Here is a 21,659-nt window from a genome sequence, read left to right as displayed (position 1 = left end):
GGTTCAGGCGAGTTCGGCGAGGAAGGGCAGCAGCGCGTCGGCGACGGCCTGCGGGTTGTCGGCCATCGGGTAGTGCCCGGACCCCTCGATCATGATCTTCCGCGCGCCGAGCTTCTCGGCCTGGAGGTCGGCGACTGCCTCGGGCCGGGGGAAGTCGGGGTCCTTGCTGCCCATCAGCACGAGGGCGGGGCAGCGGACGGCCGCGCTCCAGCCGATCGGGGCGGAGTCGCCGTTGACGTGGCCGCGGGTGGCGGTCCTGCGGCCGGGGGTGTGCAGGGCGGCGACCAGTCCGTCCACATAGGTGTCGAGGTCAGCGGGCCGGGGGCCGGGGAAGGCCATCTTGCGGAGGTAGTAGCCCCAGACCGCGGGCCACCGGACCATCGCGGCGCCCATGACGGCCATGACGCCCTTCATGAGGGCGTTCGCCCGCTGCTCGACGAAGGCGTCGATGAGCGCGATCCCGGCGACCCGCTGGGGCGCGTCCCCGGCGAGCTTGACGACCGTCGCCCCGGTGTAGGACTGCCCGACCAGGACGGCCCGCTCGATGCCGAGGTGGTCGAGCAGGGCGAGGACGTCGGTGGCGACGGCAGAGGGGCTGTAGTCGTCCCAGACGATCGAGGACTCGCCGAAGCCCCGCAGGTCCATGGTGATGACCCGGCGCCCGGCGACCGTGAGCAGCGGGTGCAGGTGCCGGTAGGCGCGGCGGGAGTCGAGCATCCCGGGGAGCAGGACGACGGGGGTGCCGGCGCCCTGCCGGGTGTCGTCGTACGCGAGGCGGCCGCCGGGGACGTCGAGGTACTGGGTGCTCGGGGTGATGGTGCCGTTCATGGTGGGCCTCCACGGGCTCGCTCGCTGCTGCCGATAGCCATAAAGCTACGGCTAATAGCCTTAGCCGTCAATAACCCTCGCGGTGGTCCGCGACCCGGGGAGCGGGCGCCGCTCAGACCCCCTCGACCTTGAACGGGTCGTGCTCGCTCAGCAGCTTCTCCAGCCGGGCCTGGTCGACCCGGGCGACGGTGTCCGAGGACTCCTGCCGGTCCCGGATGACCTTGGCCAGCGTGAACGAGGACGTGACGGTGTAGAGGAGGCCGATCCCGAGGAAGGCCCGGGTCCAGCCGCCGACGGGCAGGTAGGCGATCCCGGCGGCGAGGGCCGTGCCGGAGATGGCGAAGGAGAGGATGGCCTGGACGTGGTACGCGGCCGTGGTGCGTGACTGCATCGGTGCGTTCATGGCGCCAGGATGCGGCGGGGCGGCCGGGGTGCACATGAGTAGGAGTACTCAGATGGGCCGGGCGGCTGAGGGGTCGTTCGTTGACGTCCGATCACCTGTGTCCCGGCCGTCGCGGACGGATGGCTTGGAATCAGGGCCTCCTAGGATTAACGTTTGATAACGCAGCGCGGTCGTCAACGCCGTACCCAGACGGCACCGTGCGCCGTCGCCTAATCCCGCCGGCCGGCCTCCGGGCAGGTCAGGGAGCCGGGGAACCACGTTCCTGGGGTGAATCGGCGGGGCTCCGGCCCGGCCGTAGGAGACCTTCCTGCTCCGAACCCGTCAGCTAACCCGGTAGGCGCGAAGGAAGGAAAGGAGCGCGCCTCCGTGGCGTCGACGCACACCCCGGCACACCCGGCCGGTCCCGCAGCTGGCACCCAGCTCCTCGACCACCCCGGCCCGAACGGCTCCGAGGCGCGCGACTCCGCGGCCCGCGGCTCCGACCATGCCGGCGCTGCAGGCACCGCCGGTCACGGCGACCCCTTCGCCCCGGAGGCCGAGTCCAGCCGCCACCGGCTGCCGCGTCAGACCCGTGGTGCCTCCCCGCTGCTCGGCGTCACCGCCGTCGCCGCCACCCTGGGCGCCACCGGCTTCGCCGCCGCGACCCCGGCCGCCGCGCCCGCCGTCGAGGCGCCGGACGAGACCCCGGTCGCCCTGGCCGCCGACCCGGGCCTCGCACTCGCCGCCCGCATCCAGCAGCAGGCCGACAGCCAGCGCACCGCCGCCGAGGAGAGCGCTCGGCTGCAGGCCGCCCAGGAGGCCGAGGCCAAGGCCGCGGCCAAGGAGGCCGAGGCCAAGCGCGCCGCCGAGGAGGCCGAGCGGGCCAAGGCCGCCGCCCTCACCCTGCCGGTCAAGGACTACAACCTCTCCGCCCACTACGGCCAGAGCGCCCGTTACTGGGCCCACCTGCACACCGGCCTGGACTTCGCCGCCGACACCGGCACCGCGGTCTACGCGGTCGGCCAGGGCACCATCACCTCGGCCGGCTGGTCCGGCGCGTACGGCTACCGGATCGTCGAGACCCTGCCCGACGGCACCGAGATCTGGTACTGCCACCTGTCCTCGATCATCAAGGGCTCGGGCGAGGTCACCTCCGGCCAGCAGATCGGCAAGGTCGGCGCGACCGGCAACGTCACCGGCCCGCACCTGCACCTGGAGGTCCGCCCGGGCGGCGGCGCCCCGGTCGACCCGGAGCCCTGGCTCCAGCAGCACGGCCTCAACCCGTAACGGGCCGGAAAACTCGTAACGGGCCCGGCAAAGTCGTAACGGGTTCGGAAAAGCCGTAGCGGGCCCGGAGAGCCCGTAACCGGACCGGAAACCCGTAACGGGCTCGAAAGGGAGGGGCCCCGGGCCGCGAACGCCCGGGGCCCCTCCCGCACCTCACTCCGGCGGCAGCTGCGCCAGGTACGCGTCGATCTCCTCCGCCCCCGGCTCCGGGGCGAGCTCCGGGAACTCCTCCACCAGCAGCCGCGGCAGCCCGGGCACCGTCCACTCGCCGATCAGGTCGAGTGCCACCTCGGCGGCCGCCGCCTCGAACTCCTCGAAGTCCCCGGCCAGTTCCTCCGGCATCGGCCGCCCCAGCGCGGTCAGCTCGGCCAGGTTGCGGTAGCTGCGCCGCATCAGGCCCTGCTCCAGCAGCCGCCGCGCCCCGTCGGTGGCCATGCCGACCGACAGCACCCGGCCCGGTCCCCAGCCCTGCTCGTCCGGCTCGTCCAGCCAGCCGGTCGGTACCAGCGCCTCGTACCCGGCCAGCCGCTGCTCCTCGTCGAGGCCGGCGAAGCCGGTCAGCCACTCCCGGACGGCCGCGGGGTCCGTCACGTCCACCCCGTGCGCGTGCAGCAGCACCGCGTACAGCCGGGGCCAGGTCACCAGGTCGGCGCGGCGCAGCAGCCCGGCCGCGACCTCACCCTGCCACTCGGCCTCGGCGTGCAGCCGCTCCTGCCGCTTGGCGTTGAGCCGTTTCGCCGCCCGCTGGTGGTCGACCAGCAGCCGTACGGCGTCGCCGTACGCGAGCGGGTCGTCCTCCGGCGCGGGTTGGACGTAGAGGTGGAGGCGTTCGTACAGCAGGTGCTCCACAGCGTCGGAAGTCAGTTCGGGCCAGCCGTCGTGCATCCTGCTCTCGCCCAGCTCCAGCAGCGCCAGCACCGTGCGCAGCGGTGCCTCGGCCACCGGCGCGCGGTCGTGCCCGGCTGCCGCCGCCCAGGTGAGCAGGTCGGCGGCCCTGGTGCGCGGGGCGAGCCGCAGGTCTTCGTCGTTCATATTCCGAACGGTAGCCGCCGGACGGGGGTAGGGTCGGCAGCCATGGTCCCCGTACGCCTCACCGGCCCCCGGCTCGCCGTCCGCGAGTACCACCACACCCCGGCGGAAGTGGACGCGTTGCACGCGCTGTACGGCGACCCGGAGGTGACCCGCTACCTCCCCTTCGAGCCGCGCGACCGCGAGACCTGCGCCGACCAGATCGAGCTCTACCTGGAGGAAGCGATGGCCGAGGAGCGGGACACCTACCGGCTCGCGGTCGTCCGGCGCGAGGACGCCGAGGACCCGGAGGACGCGCTGCCGATCGCGCACGCCAGCCTCACCCTCGGCAAGTACCGCTCGGCGTACCTCGGTTACGTGCTGAGCCGCCCGGTGTGGGGCCGCGGCTACGCGGGCGAGATCGCCGGGCTGCTCTGCGAACTCTCCTTCGGCCCGCTGGGGCTGCACCGGCTGGTCGCCCGGGTCGACGTGGACAACGCGGCCTCGGCCAAGGTGCTCACCAAACTCGGCTTCCAGCTGGAGGGGCGGGCCCGGCACGACCTGTACAAGGGCGGCGTCTGGTCCGACTCGTACCAGTACTCGCTGCTCGCCGACGAGTGGACCGGTCCGCCCGTTCCGCCGCCGGGGGGTTAACCCCACCCCTCGTCCGCCGGTCCGCCGGATGCCGTCCGGGCGGCGTTCCGGCCAGACTGGAGTCCGTCAGCACGGAAGAGACCGCGACAGGACAACGAGGGGCCGGGGGCCGGGAGATGAGCAACAGCACGCTGGGGCAGGAGTGGGACGGCCCGGACGGTTACGGCGACGGGACCCGCCCGGCCCGGGCCCGCCGCACCGAGCAGCCGCCGGGCTTCTGGCGGGCTCCGTTCTCCGGGCAGTACTACCGCGAGGTCGGCTACACGCTCACCGGCCTGCCGGTGGCGATCGTCGGCTTCACCGTTGCGGTCACCCTGTTCTCGCTCGGCGTGGGCACCTTCGTCACCGTCCTCGGCCTGCCGGTGCTGGCCGGCCTCACCAGCGCCGCCCGGGGCCTCGGCCGGGCGGAGCGGGCCCGGGTGCGCGGGATGCTCGCCCTCGACGTGCCAGGCCCGGCGCCGGTGCGCCAGGTGCGCCCGGGCAACTGGGGCGCGATCACCGCCCGGCTGGCCGACGGGGCGGGCTGGAAGGCCGCGCTGTACCAGCTGGTGATGTTCCCCTGGGCGGTGTTCAGCTTCGTGATGACCCTGACGTTCCTGGTGCTCGGCTGGGCGATGGCGCTCTACCCGCTCTACCAGTGGGTCTTCCCGCACTACACCTCCTGGCCGGGCTACCAGCTGTTCGACTACACCGACAGCCACCACGTCCGGCACGCCTACTACGTCCAGGGCACCTGGCAGATCGTCGCGACCTCGGTGGTCGGGGTGCTGCTGGTCTTCCTCACCGCGCGGCTGGTCCACGGCCTGACCAGCGTCAACCGGGCCGCCGCCCGCGGGCTGCTCGGCCGCTGAGCCCCAGCCGCTCCATCCCGCCCTGGTCCGCCCCGCCCTTACCGGCCCAGCCCTGACCGGCCCCGTCCGGTCCGGTCCCGCCCCGCCCGCTTCCGGCTGCGCTTCGGATGCGGGCGGGGCGGTCCCGTGTTCGGATGGCCGGGTGATCACCGACGCGGCCCAGGAGTCCGCCCCGGAGCAGGGCGTCCTGGTCACCTCCCGCCCACTGGACGAGTACTGCGCCCTCTTCGGCCTCACCCGCGCCCGGCTCACCGCCCTGATCCAGGCCTCCAGCGCCTACCGCGGGGTGTACTTCGCCATGATCGACGGCTGTGCCGTGGAACCCGACTACGTCGAACGCCACGAAGTCCGGATGGCCGTGGACCGCGCCGACGACCGGCTGCTCGGCTTCTACGCGCTGATCCACGAACCGGCCGAACTGGACCTGATGTTCGTCGCCGACGAGGCCCAGGGGCTGGGCATCGGGCGGGCGCTGATCACCGACATGCTCGACCGCGCCCGGGCCGCCGGCATCACGGCCGTCGAGGTCGTCTCCCACCCGCCCGCCGAGGGCTTCTACCTCCAGGTCGGCGCCGAGCTAACCGGCACCCGCCCGCCGCAGCCCAAGACCCCCTGGGAGCAGCCCGAACTGCGCTTCGCCGTCTAGGAGTTCGGTTCCCCCGGGGCCTGCGCAGAGCTCGCAGGCCCGTCGCTCCCCGCGGCGACCGCCTGCTGCACAGGGACGGCGACCGTCGGCTGCGCCGGGACAGAAGCCGTCGGCTGCGCCGGAACGGAAGCCGTCACCGGCAGCCGGGACAGGATCTTCTCCGCCAGCCAGCTGCGGTCCGACCCGTACGGAATGCCCTGCGGGTCGACCAACTGCGCCGCCACCGCGTCCCGCAGCCGCTGCGCCTCGGCGCCGGACAGCCGGGAGAGCAGGCCGCGGGCGGCCAGCAACGCGTGGTACTGCTCGAAGCCCGAGCACGGGTGCTCGATCGCGTCCAGCAGGCTCGTCAGGTCCGCCAGCGACGGGTCGCCCTGCATCAGCGCGAGCGCCTGGATCCGGCGGCCGTCGGTGCCGTCCGCGAAGAGGGCCCGCACCTGGTCGGCGGTCAGCGCAGAGCGCTTCGCGGTCGAGCGGACCTCCGCCACCACGCCCTCCGGCCCGGCCGGGGAACCCGAGGCGGGCGGCAACTGCGCGGCGGACCGGCCGGCACTGCCGCCGAGCAGGCCGAGCTGCTGCATCGCACGCACCCGCAGGTCGTCGGCGCCCACCTTGTCGCCCCGCCGGTCGCGGTCCTGCCCGGCCAGGAAGAGGTCCAGCGCCTCGTCGGTCTCGGTCAGCACCCTCGGCAGCGCCAGCCTGGTCACCAGCCAGCCGGCCAGGAAACCGAGGACCAGGAAGTGCAGCACGAGTGCGGCCGCGAACGGCGCCGCGGCGTCCCCGCCGCCGAGTACGGGCGCCAGTGACGCACCGAGCTTGTGCAGCCGCTCGCCGAGCGAGCCGAGCTGGGTCAGCCCGACGCCCAGCAGCACCTTGGTCAGCCAGTCGGAGACCTGCTCCAGATTGGTGTTCGGCGCGTACGAGCCCTGCGGCTCACCGGAACCGCTCTTGACCCGGGGTACCCCGAACAGGAAGCCCAGTGCGCCGCCCAGCACCGTCGAGGCCCCGGCCACCACCAGGCCGCCGCCGAGCGCCTGCCAGGTCCGTGCCCGGCCGAGCGCGAACAGCAGCAGGCCGAGCAGGCCCGTACCGCCCAGCACCCCGGCCGCGGTCCACTGCGCCGCCCGCAGCGCCGACGTGCCGACCCGTCGCCGTGTCACCGCCATCGCCCACCCCATGTGTCCGCGCCACTGCGCCCCGTCGTCCGTGGGGCCGCGCCGACTCTAGCGCCGCGGCCCCACCACGGGAACGCGTCGGGGGGTGCCACGGCTACGACCGGAACCGACCGCGGAAACGCAGACGGCCCGCGGGCTGCTCCTCGGCGCCGGCCCGTGCACTGGCCTGGCGCCCGAGGCACCGGGGATGTACCGGTGAGCCCGCGGGCCGGGTGACTGCTGTGGATTTCGCCTGCCGGAGGCCTGGGGCCTCACCCTGCGCAGGCAGGGGCGGCTCTAGCGAGCAGCCACCTCACGCATCCTGATGGAACTCAATTCAGGATCACCTCCTTTCAGTGTGCCGCCACTGTAGGCAGGCTCCTGTCGGAAGGGCAACGGATTATTCGCGGGCGGCGGTCAGGCGCTCTTCACCGTCTCCTGGAACTTGGTGTAGTCGATCACGCTGCTGGCCGGCGGGGCCTGGACGGTCACCGGCTTGTCGAAGTCGGTGAAGTTGATCTGGCCCTGGTCCTTGCCGGTGGTCTTCTCCAGTCGCACCGGGTAGAACTTGCCCTCGGTGGCGATGTGCAGGGTCGACTCCTCGCCCTGGTCGTCCTTCTCCTTGAGACTGAAGGTCTTGATCCCGTTGACGGTGCCGGCGCTGCCCTTGCTGGGCGTGCTCGACCCCTCGTCCAACATCTGGTTGCTCGCGTCGGCGAGCTTGCAGAAGTCGGTCATGTCCTTCATCTTGGGGTCGTTCTGGAAGCCGGTCAGGTAGCGGTTCTCGAGCTTGGCGAGCACCGCGGGATTCGACCCGCCGAAGGTCTTCCAGAACTGCGTGTCCGGCTTCATGAAGTACGCCGTGCCGTCGCTGATCATCTCGAAGGAGCCCATGCCGGGGAGCGCCATGGTGCCCCGGCACTGGCCCTTGCTGTCCATCACCATGTCGATGGTCATGACGCCGTCGTCGGACGTCATCTTGCCGGAGATCCTGAGCGAGGTGGCCGAGGCCAGGGCGTCCTTGGCCTTCTTCTCGATCTCCTGCGCGCTCAGCTTGTCGGTGTCGAGCTGCGCGGCGGTCGGAGTCGCGGCAGCGGCGGCGCCGGTCGCCGGTGCGGCGGCCTTGTCCGAGGCCTTGTTGTCACCGCAGGCGGCCGTACCGGCCCCCAGGAGGAGGCAGATCGCGGCGGTACTGGCCAGGCGCTTCGACAGCATCGAGGTGGTTCCTTATCCAGGGCACGGTCCCGCCGTCCCCCACTTGGATGAATTTTTTCCTCAGTATGGGGGAGCCGTACAGCGGGAGATCTTGGAATCCGCCCCCGTTACCGCTTCGTGGCGGGACCGTGCTCTGCCCGTCCCCGGGAACGCGAAAGGGCCCGGAGGAAGAATCCTCCGGGCCCTTTCGGCTACTGAGTAGCGGGGACAGGATTTGAACCTGCGACCTCTGGGTTATGAGCCCAGCGAGCTACCGAGCTGCTCCACCCCGCGTCGGTGAACACAACAATACGGGGAAGTCGCCGAGATGGGAAATCGGTTCTCCGGGCCGGCCGGACGCGGCCGTCCGAGCGGCCCCGCCGCTACCCCCTCGCCGACCGCCGTCCGCGCCGCCAGGCGTGCCGGGCGGCCCGGGACCTGGCCCAGAGCGCGAAGCAGACCAGGGCCACGAAGCAGGGCACCATCAGCACCCCGTACACCACCAGGAACCCGTCCGTCCCCAGGTCCGCGGCGGCGTTCCAGGTCCCGTGCAGCACCATCGCGGTCAGCAGCCCGGCCGGCGCGGCCAGCCGGGCCAGCCAGCGCCGCCCGGTGGTCAGGGTGACGGCCAGGCCGATGCCGGTGAGCGCGGTGAACAGGGGGTGGGCGAAGGGGGAGAGCAGGGCGCGCAGCACGAAGGTCTGCACGGTGCTGTCGAAGTCGCGCAGGCTGGGCGGGTCGCCCAGGCCGATGCTGTCCAGCCGGTTGCGCTGGTCGGTGGTGAAGGCCCGGCCCAGGTAGAGGGCGTTCTCGGTGAAGGCGAAGCCGCAGGCCGTCATCCCGCCGAGGACCACCCCGGCGGCCAGGGTGCGCGGCCGGGAGCGGCGGTGCGGCGTGCCGGGGGAGGGCGGCGCGGGGCACAGGTACGGCAGCGGCCGCAGGTACGGGCGCAGCCGCAGCCGCCCCCGGGCGTGCGGCCCGGTCGGAGGGCGCCGGGGCGGGTGGGTGCGCCGGGGCGCGGGCGCCCGGTGCAGCAGCGGCGCGCATGGGCGCCCGGAGCGGCGGCCGTGGCAGCGCAGCCGCTGGCCGAACGGCAGGAGCAGCACGAGGAGGGCGGTGGCCTTGGCGCTCTCCTCGATCACCGGGGTGGCGATCCCGGCGCCGAGCAGTCCGCCGAACGCACCCCGGTGGGCGGTCAGATAGTCGGCGGTCCAGTTGTTGGCGAGGATCGCGACGGTGGTGGCGGCGCAGGCGCCCCAGCCGAGGCAGAACACGGTGTGCCGCAGCGGCACCCGGGCGGTCAGGTTGAGCCAGGCCAGGCCGCCCAGCACGAAGGGCAGCGGCACCAGCGCCAGGCCCAGGCCCACCAGCAGCCCGACGGTGCCGGTCTGCCGCTGGACCAGGTGCAGGACCAGCACGCCGCAGCCGACCAGGACCAGCACGGCGGTCGTGGTGACCGAGGAGAGCGCCATCGAGCGGCCGCGGCCCGGGGGAGCCCCGGGCGGTCCGTCCCGAGTGGGTGCCGAGGTGGCCGTCGGCGGCGGTGACGCGCCGCCGGGCCCGGGCAGCAACCGGTGGGCCCGGCGCCCGCGGGGCCCCGGGATGGTCCGGGTGTCACCGGTGCGCGGGCCCGTCCCCGGTGCGTCGGCGGCGGTGCGGACGGTCGCCCGCCCCAGCCAGACGCCCGGGCCGCCGCCGGACGGGCTGCCCATGCGGCACAGGGTAGGCCACGGCGGCGGCCCGTCGGGAGGATTCGGGACGAACGGTTCGTCCGGGGCCCGACCGGCCGGTCAGCCCGCCGGGGCCCGTTCGAACGGCTGCCGGTGGGTCAGCGGCGGCGGAACAGCAGGTCGTGCACCACGTGGCCCTTGGCGATCCCGGCCCGCTCGAACTTGGTGACCGGCCGCCAGTCCGGCCTGGGCGCGTAGCCGGGGACGCTGCCGTCCGGGTGGTCCGCAGGCTCCAGCCAGCCGGTCCCGTCACCCTCGGGGTGCAGGTTCTCCAGCTCCGGGGAGGCGGACAACACCTCCAGCATCTGCTCCGCGTACGGCTCCCAGTCGGTCGCGCAGTGCACCAGCGCGCCCGGGGCGAGCCGGGGCAGCACCAGGTCGAGGAAGGACGCCTGGACCAGCCGGCGCTTGTGGTGCTTGGGCTTCGGCCACGGATCGGCGAAGTAGACCCGCAGGCCCGCCAGCGAGGCGTCCGGCAGCATGTCGCGCAGCAGGATGACGGCGTCACCGGCGGCCAGCCGGACGTTCTGCGAACCGTCCCGCTCCAGCATGCCGAGCAGGTTGCCGTGGCCGGGGGTGTGCACGTCCGCGGCGAGGATGCCCATCGACGGGTCGGCGGCGGCCATCGCGGCGGTGGTCTCGCCCATGCCGAAGCCGATCTCCAGGGTGACCGGCAGGCCGCCGAACAGCTCCGCGAGGTCGAGCGGGGTGCCGTCGATCGGCACGCCGTACCTCTCCCAGCTCCGGTCCAGGGCGCTCGCCTGGGCGTTGGTCATCCGGCCCCGGCGCGGCTGGAAACTGCGGATGCGCCGCTCCCGGTGCTGTTCCTCGGTGGCCTTGTGCGGGTACATCGGCGCGGGGTAGGCGGCCGGCGCCGCGGACAGCCGGGCGGACGGAGATTGCTGGGGGATCGGGGCGGTGGCAGTCACAATCACCCGAGTCTACGGGGCTCCCGGGGCTGTTCCGCAGGGCCTGTGACCGGTCTCATCCGCTCCCGTCCCCTCCCGTTCCCTCCTGTCCCCTCCCGTCCGGTCTCATCCGCCGGCCTCGAGGGCGGCCAGGGCCCGGCGGGCCACCTCGCGGCCGATCGGCAGCGAGGCCGTCGCGGCGGGGGAGGGGGCGTTCAGCACGTGCACCGCGCGGCGCGGGGAGTGCCGGTCCTCCGGGTCGAAGCCCGCGAAGGCGAAGTCGTCCAGCAGCGAGCCGTCCCGGGCCACCGCCTGCGCCCGCACCCCGGCGGGGGCCGGTACCAGGTCCGCGGCGGTCACGGCGGGCAGCAGCCGTTGGACGGCCGTGGTGAACGCTCGCTTGGACAGCGAGCGGTGCAGCTCGCCCACCTCGTAACGCCAGTGCCGCCGGAGGATCCGCCAGGTGCCGGGGAAGGCCAGGGTCCCGGCCAGATCGCGCGGGCGGACGGTGTGCCAGGCATACCCCTCGCGGGCCAGGGCGGGCACCGCGTTCGGGCCGACGTGGACGTCCCCGTGGATGCCCCGGGTCAGGTGCACCCCGAGGAACGGGAAGGCCGGGTCGGGCACCGGGTAGACCAGGCCGCGCACCAAGGCGCGGCGTTGCTCGACCAGTTCGTAGTACTCGCCGCGGAACGGCACGATCCGCACGCCCGGGTCGTCCCCGGCCAGCCGGGCGATCCGGTCGCTGTGCAGGCCCGCGCAGTTCACCAGCACCCGGCAGCGCAGTTCCCCGGCGGCCGTGCCGACCGTGACCCGGTCCCGGCGGCGGACGAGCGTCCGCACCTCGGTGCCGGGCCGCAGTTCGGCACCCGCCTCCCGGGCCAGCCGGGCGTACGTCGTCGCGACGGCCGGGAAGTCGCAGATGCCGGTCGTGCCCACGTGCAGCCCAGCCCGCCCCGCGACCTCCGGTTCGTACCGGGCGATCCCGGCCCGGTCCAGCTCGGTGACCGGGATCCCGTTCGCCCGCCCCCGCTCGGCCAGCACCGCCAGCCGGGGCAGTTCGGCGTCGTCGGTCGCCACGATCAGCTTGCCGGTGACCTCGTGCGGGATGCCGTGCTCGCGGCAGAACCCGACCAGCTCGGCGGCGCCCGCGACGGCGAACCGGGCCTTGTACGAGCCGGGGCGGTAGTACACGCCGCTGTGGATCACCCCGCTGTTGCGCCCGGTCTGGTGCGCGGCGAAGCCGTTCTCCTTCTCCAGCACCGCGATCCGCAGGCCGGTGCGCGCCCTGGTCAGGGCGTAGGCCGTGGCCAGCCCGACGATCCCGCCGCCGACCACCACGACATCGAACTCGTCCGCCACCCTGTGCTCCTCGTCCGCCGCCCCGCGCCTGTGCGGGCCCGGCGCGGTCCGGCGCCGGGCCTGTTGCGCCGATGCTGCCACGGGTCGGGGGCGCCCGGGTCGGTTTCCCGGTTGCTGCCCGGGCCGCGGTGCCGTTGCAGTGGCGGAGGTCGGCTGCCGGTGGCGTCGTGACGGGTGGTGCGCGGCGGGCGGCGGGGGCCGCGGCTGTTCGCTGCGCACCGGTCGGCCCGTCAAGGCTCCGCTGCGCGGCTGCGCGACCCTCCGCCCTTTCGCCGTTCTCCGTTCGCCGGGGCCAGGGCCGGGGCCGGGGAGCTGTTCGTCGTGGTCCGGCAGGTGGCATGCCGAGGTGGGCGGCAGTGTCCTGTCGCCCACCTCGGGTGCGGGGCGGAGCCTCCCCCTGGTGGCTCCGCCCCGGCGTTCCGGCCGGTCCCCCCCGGACCGGCCGCCCGCGGTGGCGTCGGGTCCCCCCGACTCCGCGCCACCGCGCCCCCCTCGTACGGCCGTGACGGTGGCGCGCCGAGTCCCCCGACTCCGCGCGCCACCGCCCCCCGCCCGGCCGCGTCGCGTCGCGGCGCGCCCGGTCCCCCGACCCGGTGCACCGGCTGCGGTCAGGCCTCCCAGGGCCACCCGGTGTCGGACCCCGCCTCCAAGAGGGGGATCAGCCGGAAGGCCGCGTCGCTCAGGCCGCCGAAGGTGTGCCGGTTGGCACCGCCGCTGGGGCCGTGGCCCAGGGTGTAGCCGGCCAGGTTCCAGGTGTAGACGGGCACGTGGGCCGGGACGGCGGCGAGCGGGTCGCTGCCCCGGTAGCCGGAGCCGGTCTGTTCGTCGGTGACGATCACCACCCGGTCGTGGCCGCGGTAGTGGGTGCGGACGGCTTCGGCGGTGTTGGTGCCGCCGAGGCTGGAGAACCGTTCCAGCACCCGCAGCACCGCCTCCCCCCGGCCGACCTCGATCACCCGGCTGCCGGTGCCGAACTCGACCAGGTCCGCCTCGGCCGCCCGGACCTTCAACGCGGTGCCGAAGATCGCCGCCGAGTCCGCCCGGTTGAGCTGGGTCTGCTCGCTGGGCCGGTCGAACATCGAGCCGGAGCGGTCGACCAGGATCAGCGTCCGGCCGGGCAGTCCGGGCACGTTGGCGAGCGAGTGGCCGAGCGCCGTCTCCAGCGCGTGGCCCCACCGCAGCGAGGGCGCGTGCCGGTAGGCGGCCAGGTAGCGGAACGGGAACTGGCGCGAGCGCCGTACCTCGCCCCGGTCGGAGATCCGCCGGGCCACCTCGGCCGCGACCTCGTCCGACACCCCGGCCCGGTCGAAGTTGCGCAGGTTCCGGACCAGCGCCATCGGGCCCATCGAGGGGATGACCGCCTCCCAGGCCGCCGCGTCCAGCGGCCCCTGCAGCCAGCCCGCCAGCGCCTCCCAGGTCAGCCCGGCGGCGGCCAGCCGCTCCGCGCCGTCCTCGGCGGTGACGGCCGCCCGGCGCTGCTCGACCGGCAGGGCGAGCAGCTCGCGGTTGGCGGTCAGTGTCCGGTCTGCGGCGGGCGGGACGGCCTCCTCCGGCCGGTGCCGGCGGTCCAGCGCGTACCCGAACAGCGGGCCCTGCCAGGGCTTGCCCGGGTCCGGCGTCGGGTGGGTCAACTCCAGGACGTCGCCGAAGCGGTAACCCTTGCCCGCGGTGTCGTACTTGAGCAGCGAACGGGCGTCGTACAGCCGCCGCACCGCGTCCGCGACACCGCGCTTGAGCGGCTTGGGCAGCGCCCGGCCGTAGCGCGAGGTCCAGTACGCGAGCAGCTCGCCGGGCTCGTCGGCGCGGCGCAGCACGGCGTCGACGGCCTGCCGGGAGTACCCGTGGGCACCGGCGTCCAGCCGGGCGCGGGTGAACTCGGCGGCGCCGACCAGCGCGGCGGTGCGCATCTGCGCCCCGAACCGCAGCCAGCGCAGCAGCCCGAGGGTCCACTCCGGCTCGGCGACGGCGAGTTCGCGCACCAGCGCGGTGTAGCGGTCGTCGCGGTCGCCGCCGCGCTCGTAGAAGGTGTCCTGGCCGACCATGTTGGAGATCGACAGGAGGAAGAGTTCGGACTTGCGGTCCCGGACGTGACCGGTGCCGCCCTCGTGGGTGCGGCCGCGCTGCCCGGTCGTGGTCACCGGCGACTTGGGACTCGACTTGGCCTTGCGAATGTTGAACCTGGACATGCTGCAGCCCCCCTCGGCGTGCTCGGTCGTCAACGGGAGGGAGGCATGCCGCGCCAAAGGGTGCCCGAGATCGTGCCGGTCGTCGTCCGACGACCGGCCTCGGCGGAGGTATGTGCCTTGTGCTCTGTCCGATTGAGCTAGCGGCCGCGCTCGCGCACGGCACGCCCGGGACTCGAACCCGGAACCGCAAGATCCGAAGTAACCCCCGCCTGCGCACCGGGCACTCCGAGGCGCAACTGCCTCCCGAGATCAAAGGTGGCGGCGGTGTTTCGCGGACTTGAACCGCTACGCCGGAAGACCGGCGTCTACCAGAAGTAACCGCTGCCGTCGCACCGGGAGGTGCGGAATCCTATTCACGTTTAGGTGTCCAGAGTTCAAGGACGGCTGAGGTGACATAGCTGCTCTACCGACTGAGCTACACCGGCACGGAAGTACCGGCGGCGGGACTCGAACCCGCGACACGCCCATTAAGAGTGGAAGTAACCTCTGCCTGCGCACCTGGACGAGAGAGACCTTAGTCAGGCCCCTCCCGCCGGTGCACCTCATTTATCGCCGGGAATTCCCTCGGGGGCCCTTCCGCCGGCTCCGGCGGCTCACGCCGGGGCGACGATCACCGCCCGCGCCCGCTCGGTCAACTCCCGTACCCGGCGTTCACCCTGGAAGGGTTCCAGCCGCCGCAGCATCTCCACCACGTACTCCCGGCTGCGCTGCGAGGAGATCCGGCCGGCCACCTCGACGGCGCGTTCGCCGGCGGCGACCGCGGCGTCCAGGTTGCCCGCCTCGGCCTCGGCCATCGCCGAGACCACCAGCCGCAGGCCGTGCGAGCGGACGAAGCCCTCGGTGGGCTTGGCCAGCGCCTCGCGGGTGAACTGCCGGACCTTGGAGGGCACGCCCAGGTCGCGGAAGCACTCGGCGGCGTCGGCGGCCAGCCGGTCGTAGGCGTAGAAGTCGATCCACGCCGGGTCGGGATCCCCGGCGCGTGCTCGTTCGAGTGCGCTCTCCGCCGCACCGAGCGCCGTCGCGCACGCCGCAGCGTTGCGGGCCTTGGCCTGGGCGCGTGCCTCCACCAGGTGGAAGAAGCTCATCGTCCGTGCGGTGGCCAGGCTCCGGTTGCGCTCCAGCGCGGCCTGGGCGAGGTCGACGGCCTCCTCCGCGAAGCCCCGGTAGCCGGCCTGAAGGCTCATCGAGGCGAGCACGTACCCGCCGAGCGGCACGTCGGCGGCGGCCCGGGCGAGCCGCAGGGCCTGGATGTAGTAGCGCTGGGCGGCCTCGTGCTGTCCGGTGTCGAAGGCCATCCACCCGGCCAGCCTGGTCAGTTCGGCGGTCGCGCCGAACAGCGCCCGGCCGACCGCGTCGCTGTACGAGGCCAGCAACAGCGGCGCCGCCTCCACCCGCAGGCACTCCGGCACCATCGACGAACGCCAGTCCCCGCCGCCGTACTTGGAGTCCCAGCGGCGGGCCTCCTGGGCGGCCTCGCGGAGCTTGACGGCGTCCGAGTGGCCGACCCGGTACGAGGAGTTCTCGCTGGGGGAGCGCGGCACCTCACGGGCCACCGAGCCGTCCGCCGGGTTGATCAGCCAGCGGGAGACGGGCGTCGCGTACGCGGCGACCGAGAAGGTCCCGGCCAGGCTGTCGCTCCAGCGTCCGCCGCCGGGCCCCCGCCGCAGGTCGAGGTCGACCCGGAACAGGTCGGTGGCGGAGCGCACGGCGTCGGCGACGTCGCGCGGGAAGGCCAGGCCGAGTTCGGGCGCCGGGTCGGTGTCGCCCAGGCCGATCTCCTCCAGCGGGACGGGCCGGCCGAGCTTGCCGCCGATCGCGGTGGCGATCAGGTGCGGGACGGGCCCCTGCGGCACCATGCCCTTGCTGACCCAGCGGGCCACCGAGGTCTTGTCGTAGCGCAGCGTCAATCCGCGCTGCGCGCCTAGGTCGTTGACCCGACGGGCCAGGCCGGCGTTGCTGATCTGAGCGAGGGTCAGGAGCGTGCCGAGCCGTTCGTTCGGTCCTCGTGGGCTGACGGTCATGGTGGCGGCGGCACCTCCTGCGGCCTTGTGCGCGGGGCCCGGGCGGCACCGGGCCGTAGCTGCTGTACCTAGAGTAGTCGGACGCGTTCCGACGGTTAAGAGGCCGCATTCCGGATGGCGGGATCGCGCACCCGGCGCTGCCGCGCCGGGCCGTCGCGACGGTTGGTCCGGACTTCTCGGCGCGGTCCGGCCGCGCCGCGCGCCGGAGCGTCGTGCTCCGGTCCCGTGTTCACGTGCGCCCGGCCGTGCCCCCTGGCCCGACCGGCTGCGCGGCGATTCGCTGGTGGTCGTGGGTCGGCCCGCCGTCGAGGACCCGGCGGGCCGGGGGATGCCGCCGCCTCAATCCCCGCGGGCGGCGGTCAAGTCCGGGAGGGCATGCGGATGCCCTCCCGGGCGGGGCGACGCCTTTCGGCCATCTAGCGATGCCCATGTCAAGGGCGCCGTCCGGGCGGTCCGGGCCAGGGAGGGGGAGGCCCGGCCCGCCCGAATCCGTCCCCGCGGGAACCCCGCCCGGCGGCCGCCGCAGCCGCGGCGAAACAGAACCGGAACCGACAACACCGGTCACGGCAGCGCCCGGTGGTGGCACGATGTCTCGTGACGGCGCGCCGGAACGAGGGCACGCCCGGACGCGCGTGCGGGCCGCCCCGGCACCCCACCCGGCCGCCCGCCCGGCGCCGGACGCGCCGCGCGAGTGCAGGTCCTCGTCCGGTGGAGGCGCGATGCGGTGGCTGACGGGCTGGAGCACGGGCACGCCCCGGGCGGGAACACCGGCGCACGAAGCCCTCGCCACGGTCACGCCGATCGCCGCGCGCCCTCTGTGGACCGGCCCCAACCCGCTCTGGGCGGTGGGCGACTGGCGACCCGAGGAGATCCGCCTGGTCACCCTCCGGCCCGGCGCCCCCGCCGTCGTCAGCACCGGACCGACCGTCCCCGACCCGGTCGAGGACACCCCCGCCACCACCCGGCTCGCCGTCCTCGGCCACTGCGGAGCCACCGACGCCGAACTCGCCGCAGGCCTCGCCGCCGCCCGCGGCGGCGCCGTCCGCCACCTGACCGCCTGGCCCGGCAGCTACACCGTCGTCCTGCGCACCGGCACCCGCTCCACCCTGCTGCTCACCGACCTCGCCGGCGCCCAACCCGTCTTCCACACCCCCTGGGCCGGCGGCACCGCGTACGCCACCGCCGCCCTCCCGCTCGCCGACCTGGTCGGCGCCGCCCTCGACACCGGCCACCTCGCCGCCCGGCTCGCCTGCCCCGAGTCCCCGGAGGCGCTCGGCACCGGCACCCCGTACCTGGGCGTCCAACGGGTGCCGCCCGGCCACGTGCTGGCCATCCGCGGCGGACGTCCGTACGTCGACGCCTACGACGAGCCGCCCGGCGCCGAACAGCCGCGCGACGAGGCGCCCGCGATCCGCGAACTCACCAGGGCCCTGCTGGAGTCCGTCCGCTCCCGGGTCCGCACCACCGCGGCGGCCCCCGGCCCCGCCGGGCGCGCCCGGCTCGGCGTCGACCTCTCGTACGGCACCGCCTCCGCCACCGTCGCCCTGCTCGCCGCCGCCGTACCACTGCCGCCGGTGCCCACGGCCGCCGCCTCCGCGCCGCTCGCCGTCGGCCTCAGGAGCGCCGGCCCCAGGAGCGATGCCGGCACCAGGAGTACCGCCGGTGCCAGGCGCGGTGCGGTCAAGGGCTCCTGGGTCCGGGAAAGCGCCCACGAGCCGTCCGCGCCCGAGCAGTTGGCCGCCGTCACGCTCGGCGAGACCGAACCGCCCACCACCCTCGCCCTCGCCCCCGACACCCCGCGGCTGCGGCACACCGTGCTCGACCCCGGCCCCGACACCCTCCCGTACGCCGTCCTGCGCACCGACCCGCAGTCCGGCCCGCTCACCGACGAGCCCGGCCCCGAACTCGTGGCCGCCGCCCGCGCCGAGGCCCGCTTCGACGCCGGCGGCACCGACCACCTCACCGGCTACGGCGCCCGCCAGGTCCTGGACGGCCACCCGGCCCGGCTCGCCGACCTCCTCCGGGCCGGGCGGCCCCGCGAACTCCTGCCCCCGGTCGCCGCCCTGGCCGGCGCCGACCGGGCCGTCGCGGGCGTCCTGGCCGGCGCGCTGCGCACCCCGCTCACCGTGGTCCGGGCCGCCCACCGGCTCTCCCGGGTCCGCTACGCCGAGGCGCTGGACGAGGCGGCCGCCAAGCTGACCGCCCGCCACGTCCCGGACGGCGCGGGTACGGCGGGCGACCGCTCGGCCGTCGACCTCGCCTGGTGCGTCCCCGGCCCGGCCGCCCGCTGGCTCTCCGACGAGGCGCTCTCCGCGGTGGCCCTCCGGCTACGGCTGGCGGCGCGCAAACCGGCGCCCGAGGAACACCCCGGCGCGCACCGCGCCCGCCACGCCCTCCACCGGCAGGCACGCTCCTACCGCACGCTCGTACACGCCGCCGAACGGCCCGGCCAGCGCCTGCACGCACCCTTCCTCGACAACCAGGTGGTCCGCGCCGCCCGGCTGCTCCCGGACGACATCCGCCTCCAACCCGGCGCCCGGCACGCCCTCCTGCACGCCGTCCTCACCGGCGCCGGGCGCACCGACCTGCCCCCCGACTGGGGCCGCGGCCCCCGACCCGACCGCACCGCTCCCACCCGGGCCGGCCTGCGCCTCGCCGCCGACGGCCTCGCCGAACTCTTCGACGCCCCCCTCCTCGCCGAAGCCGGCCTCATCGACCTCCCCGCCGTCCGCGCCGGCCTGGCCCACTGCGCCGACCCCGCCACCCCGCTCTCCCCGGCCGCCCTCGCAGGCCTCGCCGACCTCGTCTCCACCGAACTCTGGCTCCGCCGCCTCCGCGCCCGCCGCCACGGCGCCTGCTGGACCGGCCTCCCCCGCCCCCGCCCCCCGGCCCTCACCCCCTGACCCCCGGGCCGGGCCCGCTACGCCCGGCCCGGTCGTTGCACCCGCGCCCAGTGCGGTAGCCCTACGCCCGCCCGGCGCCCTCCGTTGCGCCGTCCGGCGCGGCTGGGCCGGGCGGGGGCGCCGGGCGGGCGATGATGGCGGGGCTGTGAGTCCGCGGTGAGGAGTGGGTGCGGTGGCCGGTGTGAGCCCGGGGCAGGAAGTTCCCGTGGTGCTGTCGGTGCTCGGGCGGCCGCCGACGGGGCGGCCGCCCGGGGTGCTGGCGGCGTGCGACGGGTCGGACGGGTCGCTGTGGGCGCTGGACCGGGCGATGACGGAGGCGGAGCTGTTCGGCCTGCCGCTGTACGTGCTGGCCGTGGTGAACCCGGCACCGGCCGGCTACCCGCCGGGGATGGCGGAGCTGGTGCAGGAGAGCGTGGAGACGCTGGTCGAGAGCATGGCGGACGGGCTGCGCCGGGCGGTGGCGACCGTGCTCCGGCAGCGGGTCCGGCCGTACGCGGGGGAGATGTCGCTGCACGTGGTGCTGGGCAACGTGATCGAGGTGCTGCTGGAGGCGTCGACCCGGCAGCACACCCTGGTGGTCGGCACCCGCGGCAACGGGGGCTTCGCCCGGCTGCTGCTGGGGTCGGTGAGCTCGGCGGCGGTGCACCACGCGGCCTGCCCGGTCCTGGTGGTGCCGGCGCCCGCGGAAGGCTGACCCGAGGGGCCGGCGAGGGCCGGGCGGTGCCGGGAATGTACCGAGATGGTTCATCGTTCACCTATCCGTACATCCGCGTATCCGTACATCCGCACATCCGCACGAGACGCCCCCTTGGAGCCCCCCGACATGAAGGTCGAGATCTGGTCCGACATCGCCTGCCCCTGGTGCTACATCGGTAAGCGCCGCTTCGAGCAGGCCCTGGCGGACTTCCCGGGCAAGGAGGACGTCGAGGTCGTCTACCGCCCGTACCAGCTGGTCCCGGACGCGCCCGCGACGGCGAGCCCGCACCGCGCCTGGCTGGCCGAGCGCTACGGCCCCCAGTCGGTCGCGATGGACGCGCGGGTGGCCGAGCTGGGCCTCGCCGAGGGCATCACGTACGACTTCGACGCCGCCCTGCACGCCAACACCTTCCTGGGCCACCGCCTCCTGCACCTCGCCGAGACCGAGTACGGCGCCGAGGCGCAGGGCCGGCTCAAGGAGGCGCTGCTGAAGGCGCACTTCACCGACGGCGTGGACATCGGCGACCGCGCCGCGCTGGCCGATGTCGCGGTGGCGGCGGGTCTGGACCGCGAGCGGGTGACCGCCTACCTGGCGGGCGACGAGGGCGCCGCCGAGGTCCGCGCCCAGCTGGCCGAGGCCCGTGAGCTGGGCATCAGTGCCGTGCCGACCTTCGTGTTCGAGGGCAAGTGGGCGGTCCAGGGCGGGCAGGAGGCCGCGACCTTCCGCAAGGTGCTGGACCAGGTCGCCGACGAGATCGACGAGCGCCGCCCGGCCCCGGTGCCGGTCGCGCCGGCCGGCGAGGCCTGCGCGGACGGCTCCTGCGCCATCTGAGCAGGACGCCACGGAAGCAGGGCTGGGGGCCCGTCGCCAGGGAAGCCGTCAGCGGCTTCCGGGACGGGCCCCGGCCCGGGGCCACACCCCTACTAGCACCTGAACCGGGCCTGCGCCCAGTCCGCGACGTTCAGCGCGGACCAGATTCCGTGCACCGGCGTGACCACCAGCCGGATCGACTTCTGCCCGGCCAGCGGCACGTGCACCGGCACCGCGTCGTCCCCGGCGCCGATGGGCCGGGAGCGCCAAAGGGTGCTGCCGTCGCCGCTCTGGACGGTGAAGACGACGCCGCCGGGGCTGAGCGTGGCGTCGTCGACCCCGGCGACCGCGTCGAAGGACGTGCAGCTGCGGTTGAGGTCGACCAGCGTGGTGGCCGGCGCGTGCACGGTGATGGCGTGCGGGTGGTAGTCGCCGCCGATCCAGCCGCCGTCGCGCTGCCAGAACCTGTCGCTGCCCTTCCGCCGGATGCTCGGCCCCTCCGGCGGCACCCGGTGGTTGCCGGGCTTCCACACGGGCAGGGAGTCGCCCCAGAAGCCGGTGGGCGCGGGCGGCCCGGGCGGGGTGACGGTCGGTTCCGGCACCGGCGGCACGGTGGGCGTCGGGACGACCGGCACCTCCGGCGTCGGCAGTGGCGGGAGGGTCGGAAGGGCCGGAAGGGCCGGGGCCGGGGCCGGGATCGGGACGACCGGCGCCTCGGTGGTCGGTTCCGGGGTCGGTTCGTGCCGGGGGGCCCGGGTGGCGACCGGGGGCGGAATCTGCTTCGGGGTCGGCTTCGGACTGGGGCTCGCACTCGGGCTGGGCGCGGGCCGTTCCGGGGCCGCCGGGACCGGGACCGGAGCCGGTGCGGCGCTGGTGGGCGCCGGGGTGGGCGGCGCGGGCGCGGGCACCACCGGGGCGGGGAAGGCAGGGGCGGAGAAGGCGGCCTGGGGAGCGGCCACGGGGGGCGAGGCCAGCGAGGAGCTGGGCCTGGACCTGGCCGCGGAGAACCCGCAGGCGCTCCGGCGGCGCCTGGTCGCCGTG

19 protein-coding genes, 2 tRNA genes and 1 riboswitch are annotated in these 21,659 nt (G+C 74.8%); of the genes, 8 read left to right on the top strand and 13 right to left on the bottom strand.

The window, feature by feature from the left end; genetic code table 11:
- Nucleotides 1–3 precede the first annotated feature (3 nt).
- Nucleotides 4–828, bottom strand: a complete 825-nt coding sequence (locus HS99_RS28765; RefSeq protein ID WP_030557823.1) for an alpha/beta fold hydrolase — start codon at nucleotides 826–828, stop codon at nucleotides 4–6.
- Nucleotides 829–940: 112 nt separating this feature from the next.
- Complete coding sequence (locus tag HS99_RS28760; protein ID WP_030557821.1) at nucleotides 941–1,231, bottom strand: YiaA/YiaB family inner membrane protein; 291 nt, start codon at nucleotides 1,229–1,231, stop codon at nucleotides 941–943.
- Nucleotides 1,232–1,427: 196 nt separating this feature from the next.
- A riboswitch (cyclic di-AMP (ydaO/yuaA leader) is annotated at nucleotides 1,428–1,585 on the top strand.
- Between the two features lie 12 nt (nucleotides 1,586–1,597).
- Here HS99_RS28760 and HS99_RS28755 point away from each other — a divergent pair.
- Nucleotides 1,598–2,497, top strand: a complete 900-nt coding sequence (locus HS99_RS28755) for a M23 family metallopeptidase (protein ID WP_050366647.1) — start codon at nucleotides 1,598–1,600, stop codon at nucleotides 2,495–2,497.
- A 153-nt stretch (nucleotides 2,498–2,650) separates the two neighbouring features.
- Here HS99_RS28755 and HS99_RS28750 read toward each other — a convergent pair whose 3' ends face one another.
- Nucleotides 2,651–3,529, bottom strand: coding sequence for a hypothetical protein (locus tag HS99_RS28750; RefSeq protein WP_030290834.1), 879 nt, complete (start codon nucleotides 3,527–3,529; stop codon nucleotides 2,651–2,653).
- A 42-nt stretch (nucleotides 3,530–3,571) separates the two neighbouring features.
- Here HS99_RS28750 and HS99_RS28745 point away from each other — a divergent pair, with 42 nt between their 5' ends.
- From HS99_RS28745 to HS99_RS28735, 3 genes are all read left to right on the top strand, one after another.
- Nucleotides 3,572–4,159, top strand: coding sequence for a GNAT family N-acetyltransferase (locus tag HS99_RS28745; RefSeq protein ID WP_030290836.1), 588 nt, complete (start codon nucleotides 3,572–3,574; stop codon nucleotides 4,157–4,159).
- 116 nt (nucleotides 4,160–4,275) lie between these two features.
- Nucleotides 4,276–5,010: a sensor domain-containing protein gene (locus HS99_RS28740; protein WP_046386565.1), complete on the top strand. Its 735-nt coding sequence runs from the start codon at nucleotides 4,276–4,278 to the stop codon at nucleotides 5,008–5,010.
- Between the two features lie 142 nt (nucleotides 5,011–5,152).
- On the top strand, nucleotides 5,153–5,656 hold the full coding sequence (locus HS99_RS28735; RefSeq protein WP_305953128.1) for a GNAT family N-acetyltransferase: 504 nt from the start codon (nucleotides 5,153–5,155) through the stop codon (nucleotides 5,654–5,656).
- Here HS99_RS28735 and HS99_RS28730 read toward each other — a convergent pair.
- The 9 genes from HS99_RS28730 to HS99_RS28695 all read right to left on the bottom strand — a co-directional run bounded on the left by HS99_RS28730 (nucleotide 5,653) and on the right by HS99_RS28695 (nucleotide 16,208).
- A complete protein-coding gene (locus HS99_RS28730) occupies nucleotides 5,653–6,819 on the bottom strand; it encodes a hypothetical protein (RefSeq protein WP_030557813.1) in 1,167 nt (388 codons plus the stop codon). The genes HS99_RS28735 and HS99_RS28730 overlap by 4 nt on opposite strands.
- 405 nt (nucleotides 6,820–7,224) lie before the next feature.
- Complete coding sequence (locus HS99_RS28725; RefSeq protein ID WP_030557812.1) at nucleotides 7,225–8,022, bottom strand: hypothetical protein; 798 nt, start codon at nucleotides 8,020–8,022, stop codon at nucleotides 7,225–7,227.
- Between the two features lie 199 nt (nucleotides 8,023–8,221).
- Nucleotides 8,222–8,295 (bottom strand) — tRNA-Met (locus HS99_RS28720).
- 89 nt (nucleotides 8,296–8,384) lie between these two features.
- Nucleotides 8,385–9,713: a PrsW family intramembrane metalloprotease gene (locus tag HS99_RS28715; protein ID WP_030557810.1), complete on the bottom strand. Its 1,329-nt coding sequence runs from the start codon at nucleotides 9,711–9,713 to the stop codon at nucleotides 8,385–8,387.
- A gap of 116 nt (nucleotides 9,714–9,829) precedes the next feature.
- Nucleotides 9,830–10,660 (bottom strand): tRNA (guanosine(46)-N7)-methyltransferase TrmB, encoded by an 831-nt coding sequence (trmB, locus tag HS99_RS28710; RefSeq protein WP_030290846.1) that lies wholly within the window; start codon nucleotides 10,658–10,660, stop codon nucleotides 9,830–9,832.
- 105 nt (nucleotides 10,661–10,765) lie between these two features.
- Nucleotides 10,766–12,001, bottom strand: a complete 1,236-nt coding sequence (gene lhgD / locus HS99_RS28705; RefSeq protein ID WP_030557808.1) for an L-2-hydroxyglutarate dehydrogenase — start codon at nucleotides 11,999–12,001, stop codon at nucleotides 10,766–10,768.
- A 608-nt stretch (nucleotides 12,002–12,609) separates the two neighbouring features.
- On the bottom strand, nucleotides 12,610–14,187 hold the full coding sequence (locus HS99_RS28700) for a TROVE domain-containing protein (protein WP_030290848.1): 1,578 nt from the start codon (nucleotides 14,185–14,187) through the stop codon (nucleotides 12,610–12,612).
- 432 nt (nucleotides 14,188–14,619) lie between these two features.
- Nucleotides 14,620–14,724, bottom strand: a tRNA-OTHER gene (locus tag HS99_RS45345).
- Between the two features lie 56 nt (nucleotides 14,725–14,780).
- Nucleotides 14,781–16,208, bottom strand: coding sequence for an NsdA family TPR-like regulatory protein (locus HS99_RS28695; protein WP_030290849.1), 1,428 nt, complete (start codon nucleotides 16,206–16,208; stop codon nucleotides 14,781–14,783).
- Nucleotides 16,209–16,927: 719 nt separating this feature from the next.
- Between HS99_RS28695 and HS99_RS28690 the strand changes: the two genes are divergently transcribed.
- From HS99_RS28690 to HS99_RS28680, 3 genes are all read left to right on the top strand, one after another.
- Nucleotides 16,928–19,111, top strand: coding sequence for an asparagine synthase-related protein (locus tag HS99_RS28690; RefSeq protein WP_030557806.1), 2,184 nt, complete (start codon nucleotides 16,928–16,930; stop codon nucleotides 19,109–19,111).
- Nucleotides 19,112–19,283: 172 nt separating this feature from the next.
- A complete protein-coding gene (locus HS99_RS28685; protein WP_157846585.1) occupies nucleotides 19,284–19,805 on the top strand; it encodes a universal stress protein in 522 nt (173 codons plus the stop codon).
- 129 nt (nucleotides 19,806–19,934) lie between these two features.
- Nucleotides 19,935–20,639 (top strand): DsbA family oxidoreductase, encoded by a 705-nt coding sequence (locus HS99_RS28680; protein WP_030557804.1) that lies wholly within the window; start codon nucleotides 19,935–19,937, stop codon nucleotides 20,637–20,639.
- A 92-nt stretch (nucleotides 20,640–20,731) separates the two neighbouring features.
- On the opposite strand, the gene HS99_RS45340 is transcribed toward HS99_RS28680, so the two are convergent.
- Nucleotides 20,732–21,220 carry an NPCBM/NEW2 domain-containing protein gene (locus HS99_RS45340; protein ID WP_157881773.1) on the bottom strand — a complete coding sequence of 163 codons (489 nt, stop codon included), beginning with the start codon at nucleotides 21,218–21,220 and terminating at the stop codon, nucleotides 20,732–20,734.
- A 154-nt stretch (nucleotides 21,221–21,374) separates the two neighbouring features.
- On the opposite strand from HS99_RS45340, the gene HS99_RS45335 reads away from it, so the two are divergent.
- Nucleotides 21,375–21,659: hypothetical protein (locus HS99_RS45335; RefSeq protein ID WP_211295902.1), on the top strand; the 285-nt coding region annotated here is incomplete at its 3' end.

Origin of the sequence: Kitasatospora aureofaciens (genome assembly GCF_001188955.3) — a bacterium.
Taxonomy (GTDB): domain Bacteria; phylum Actinomycetota; class Actinomycetes; order Streptomycetales; family Streptomycetaceae; genus Kitasatospora; species Kitasatospora aureofaciens.
This window is presented reverse-complemented; position numbering and strand designations above follow the sequence as displayed.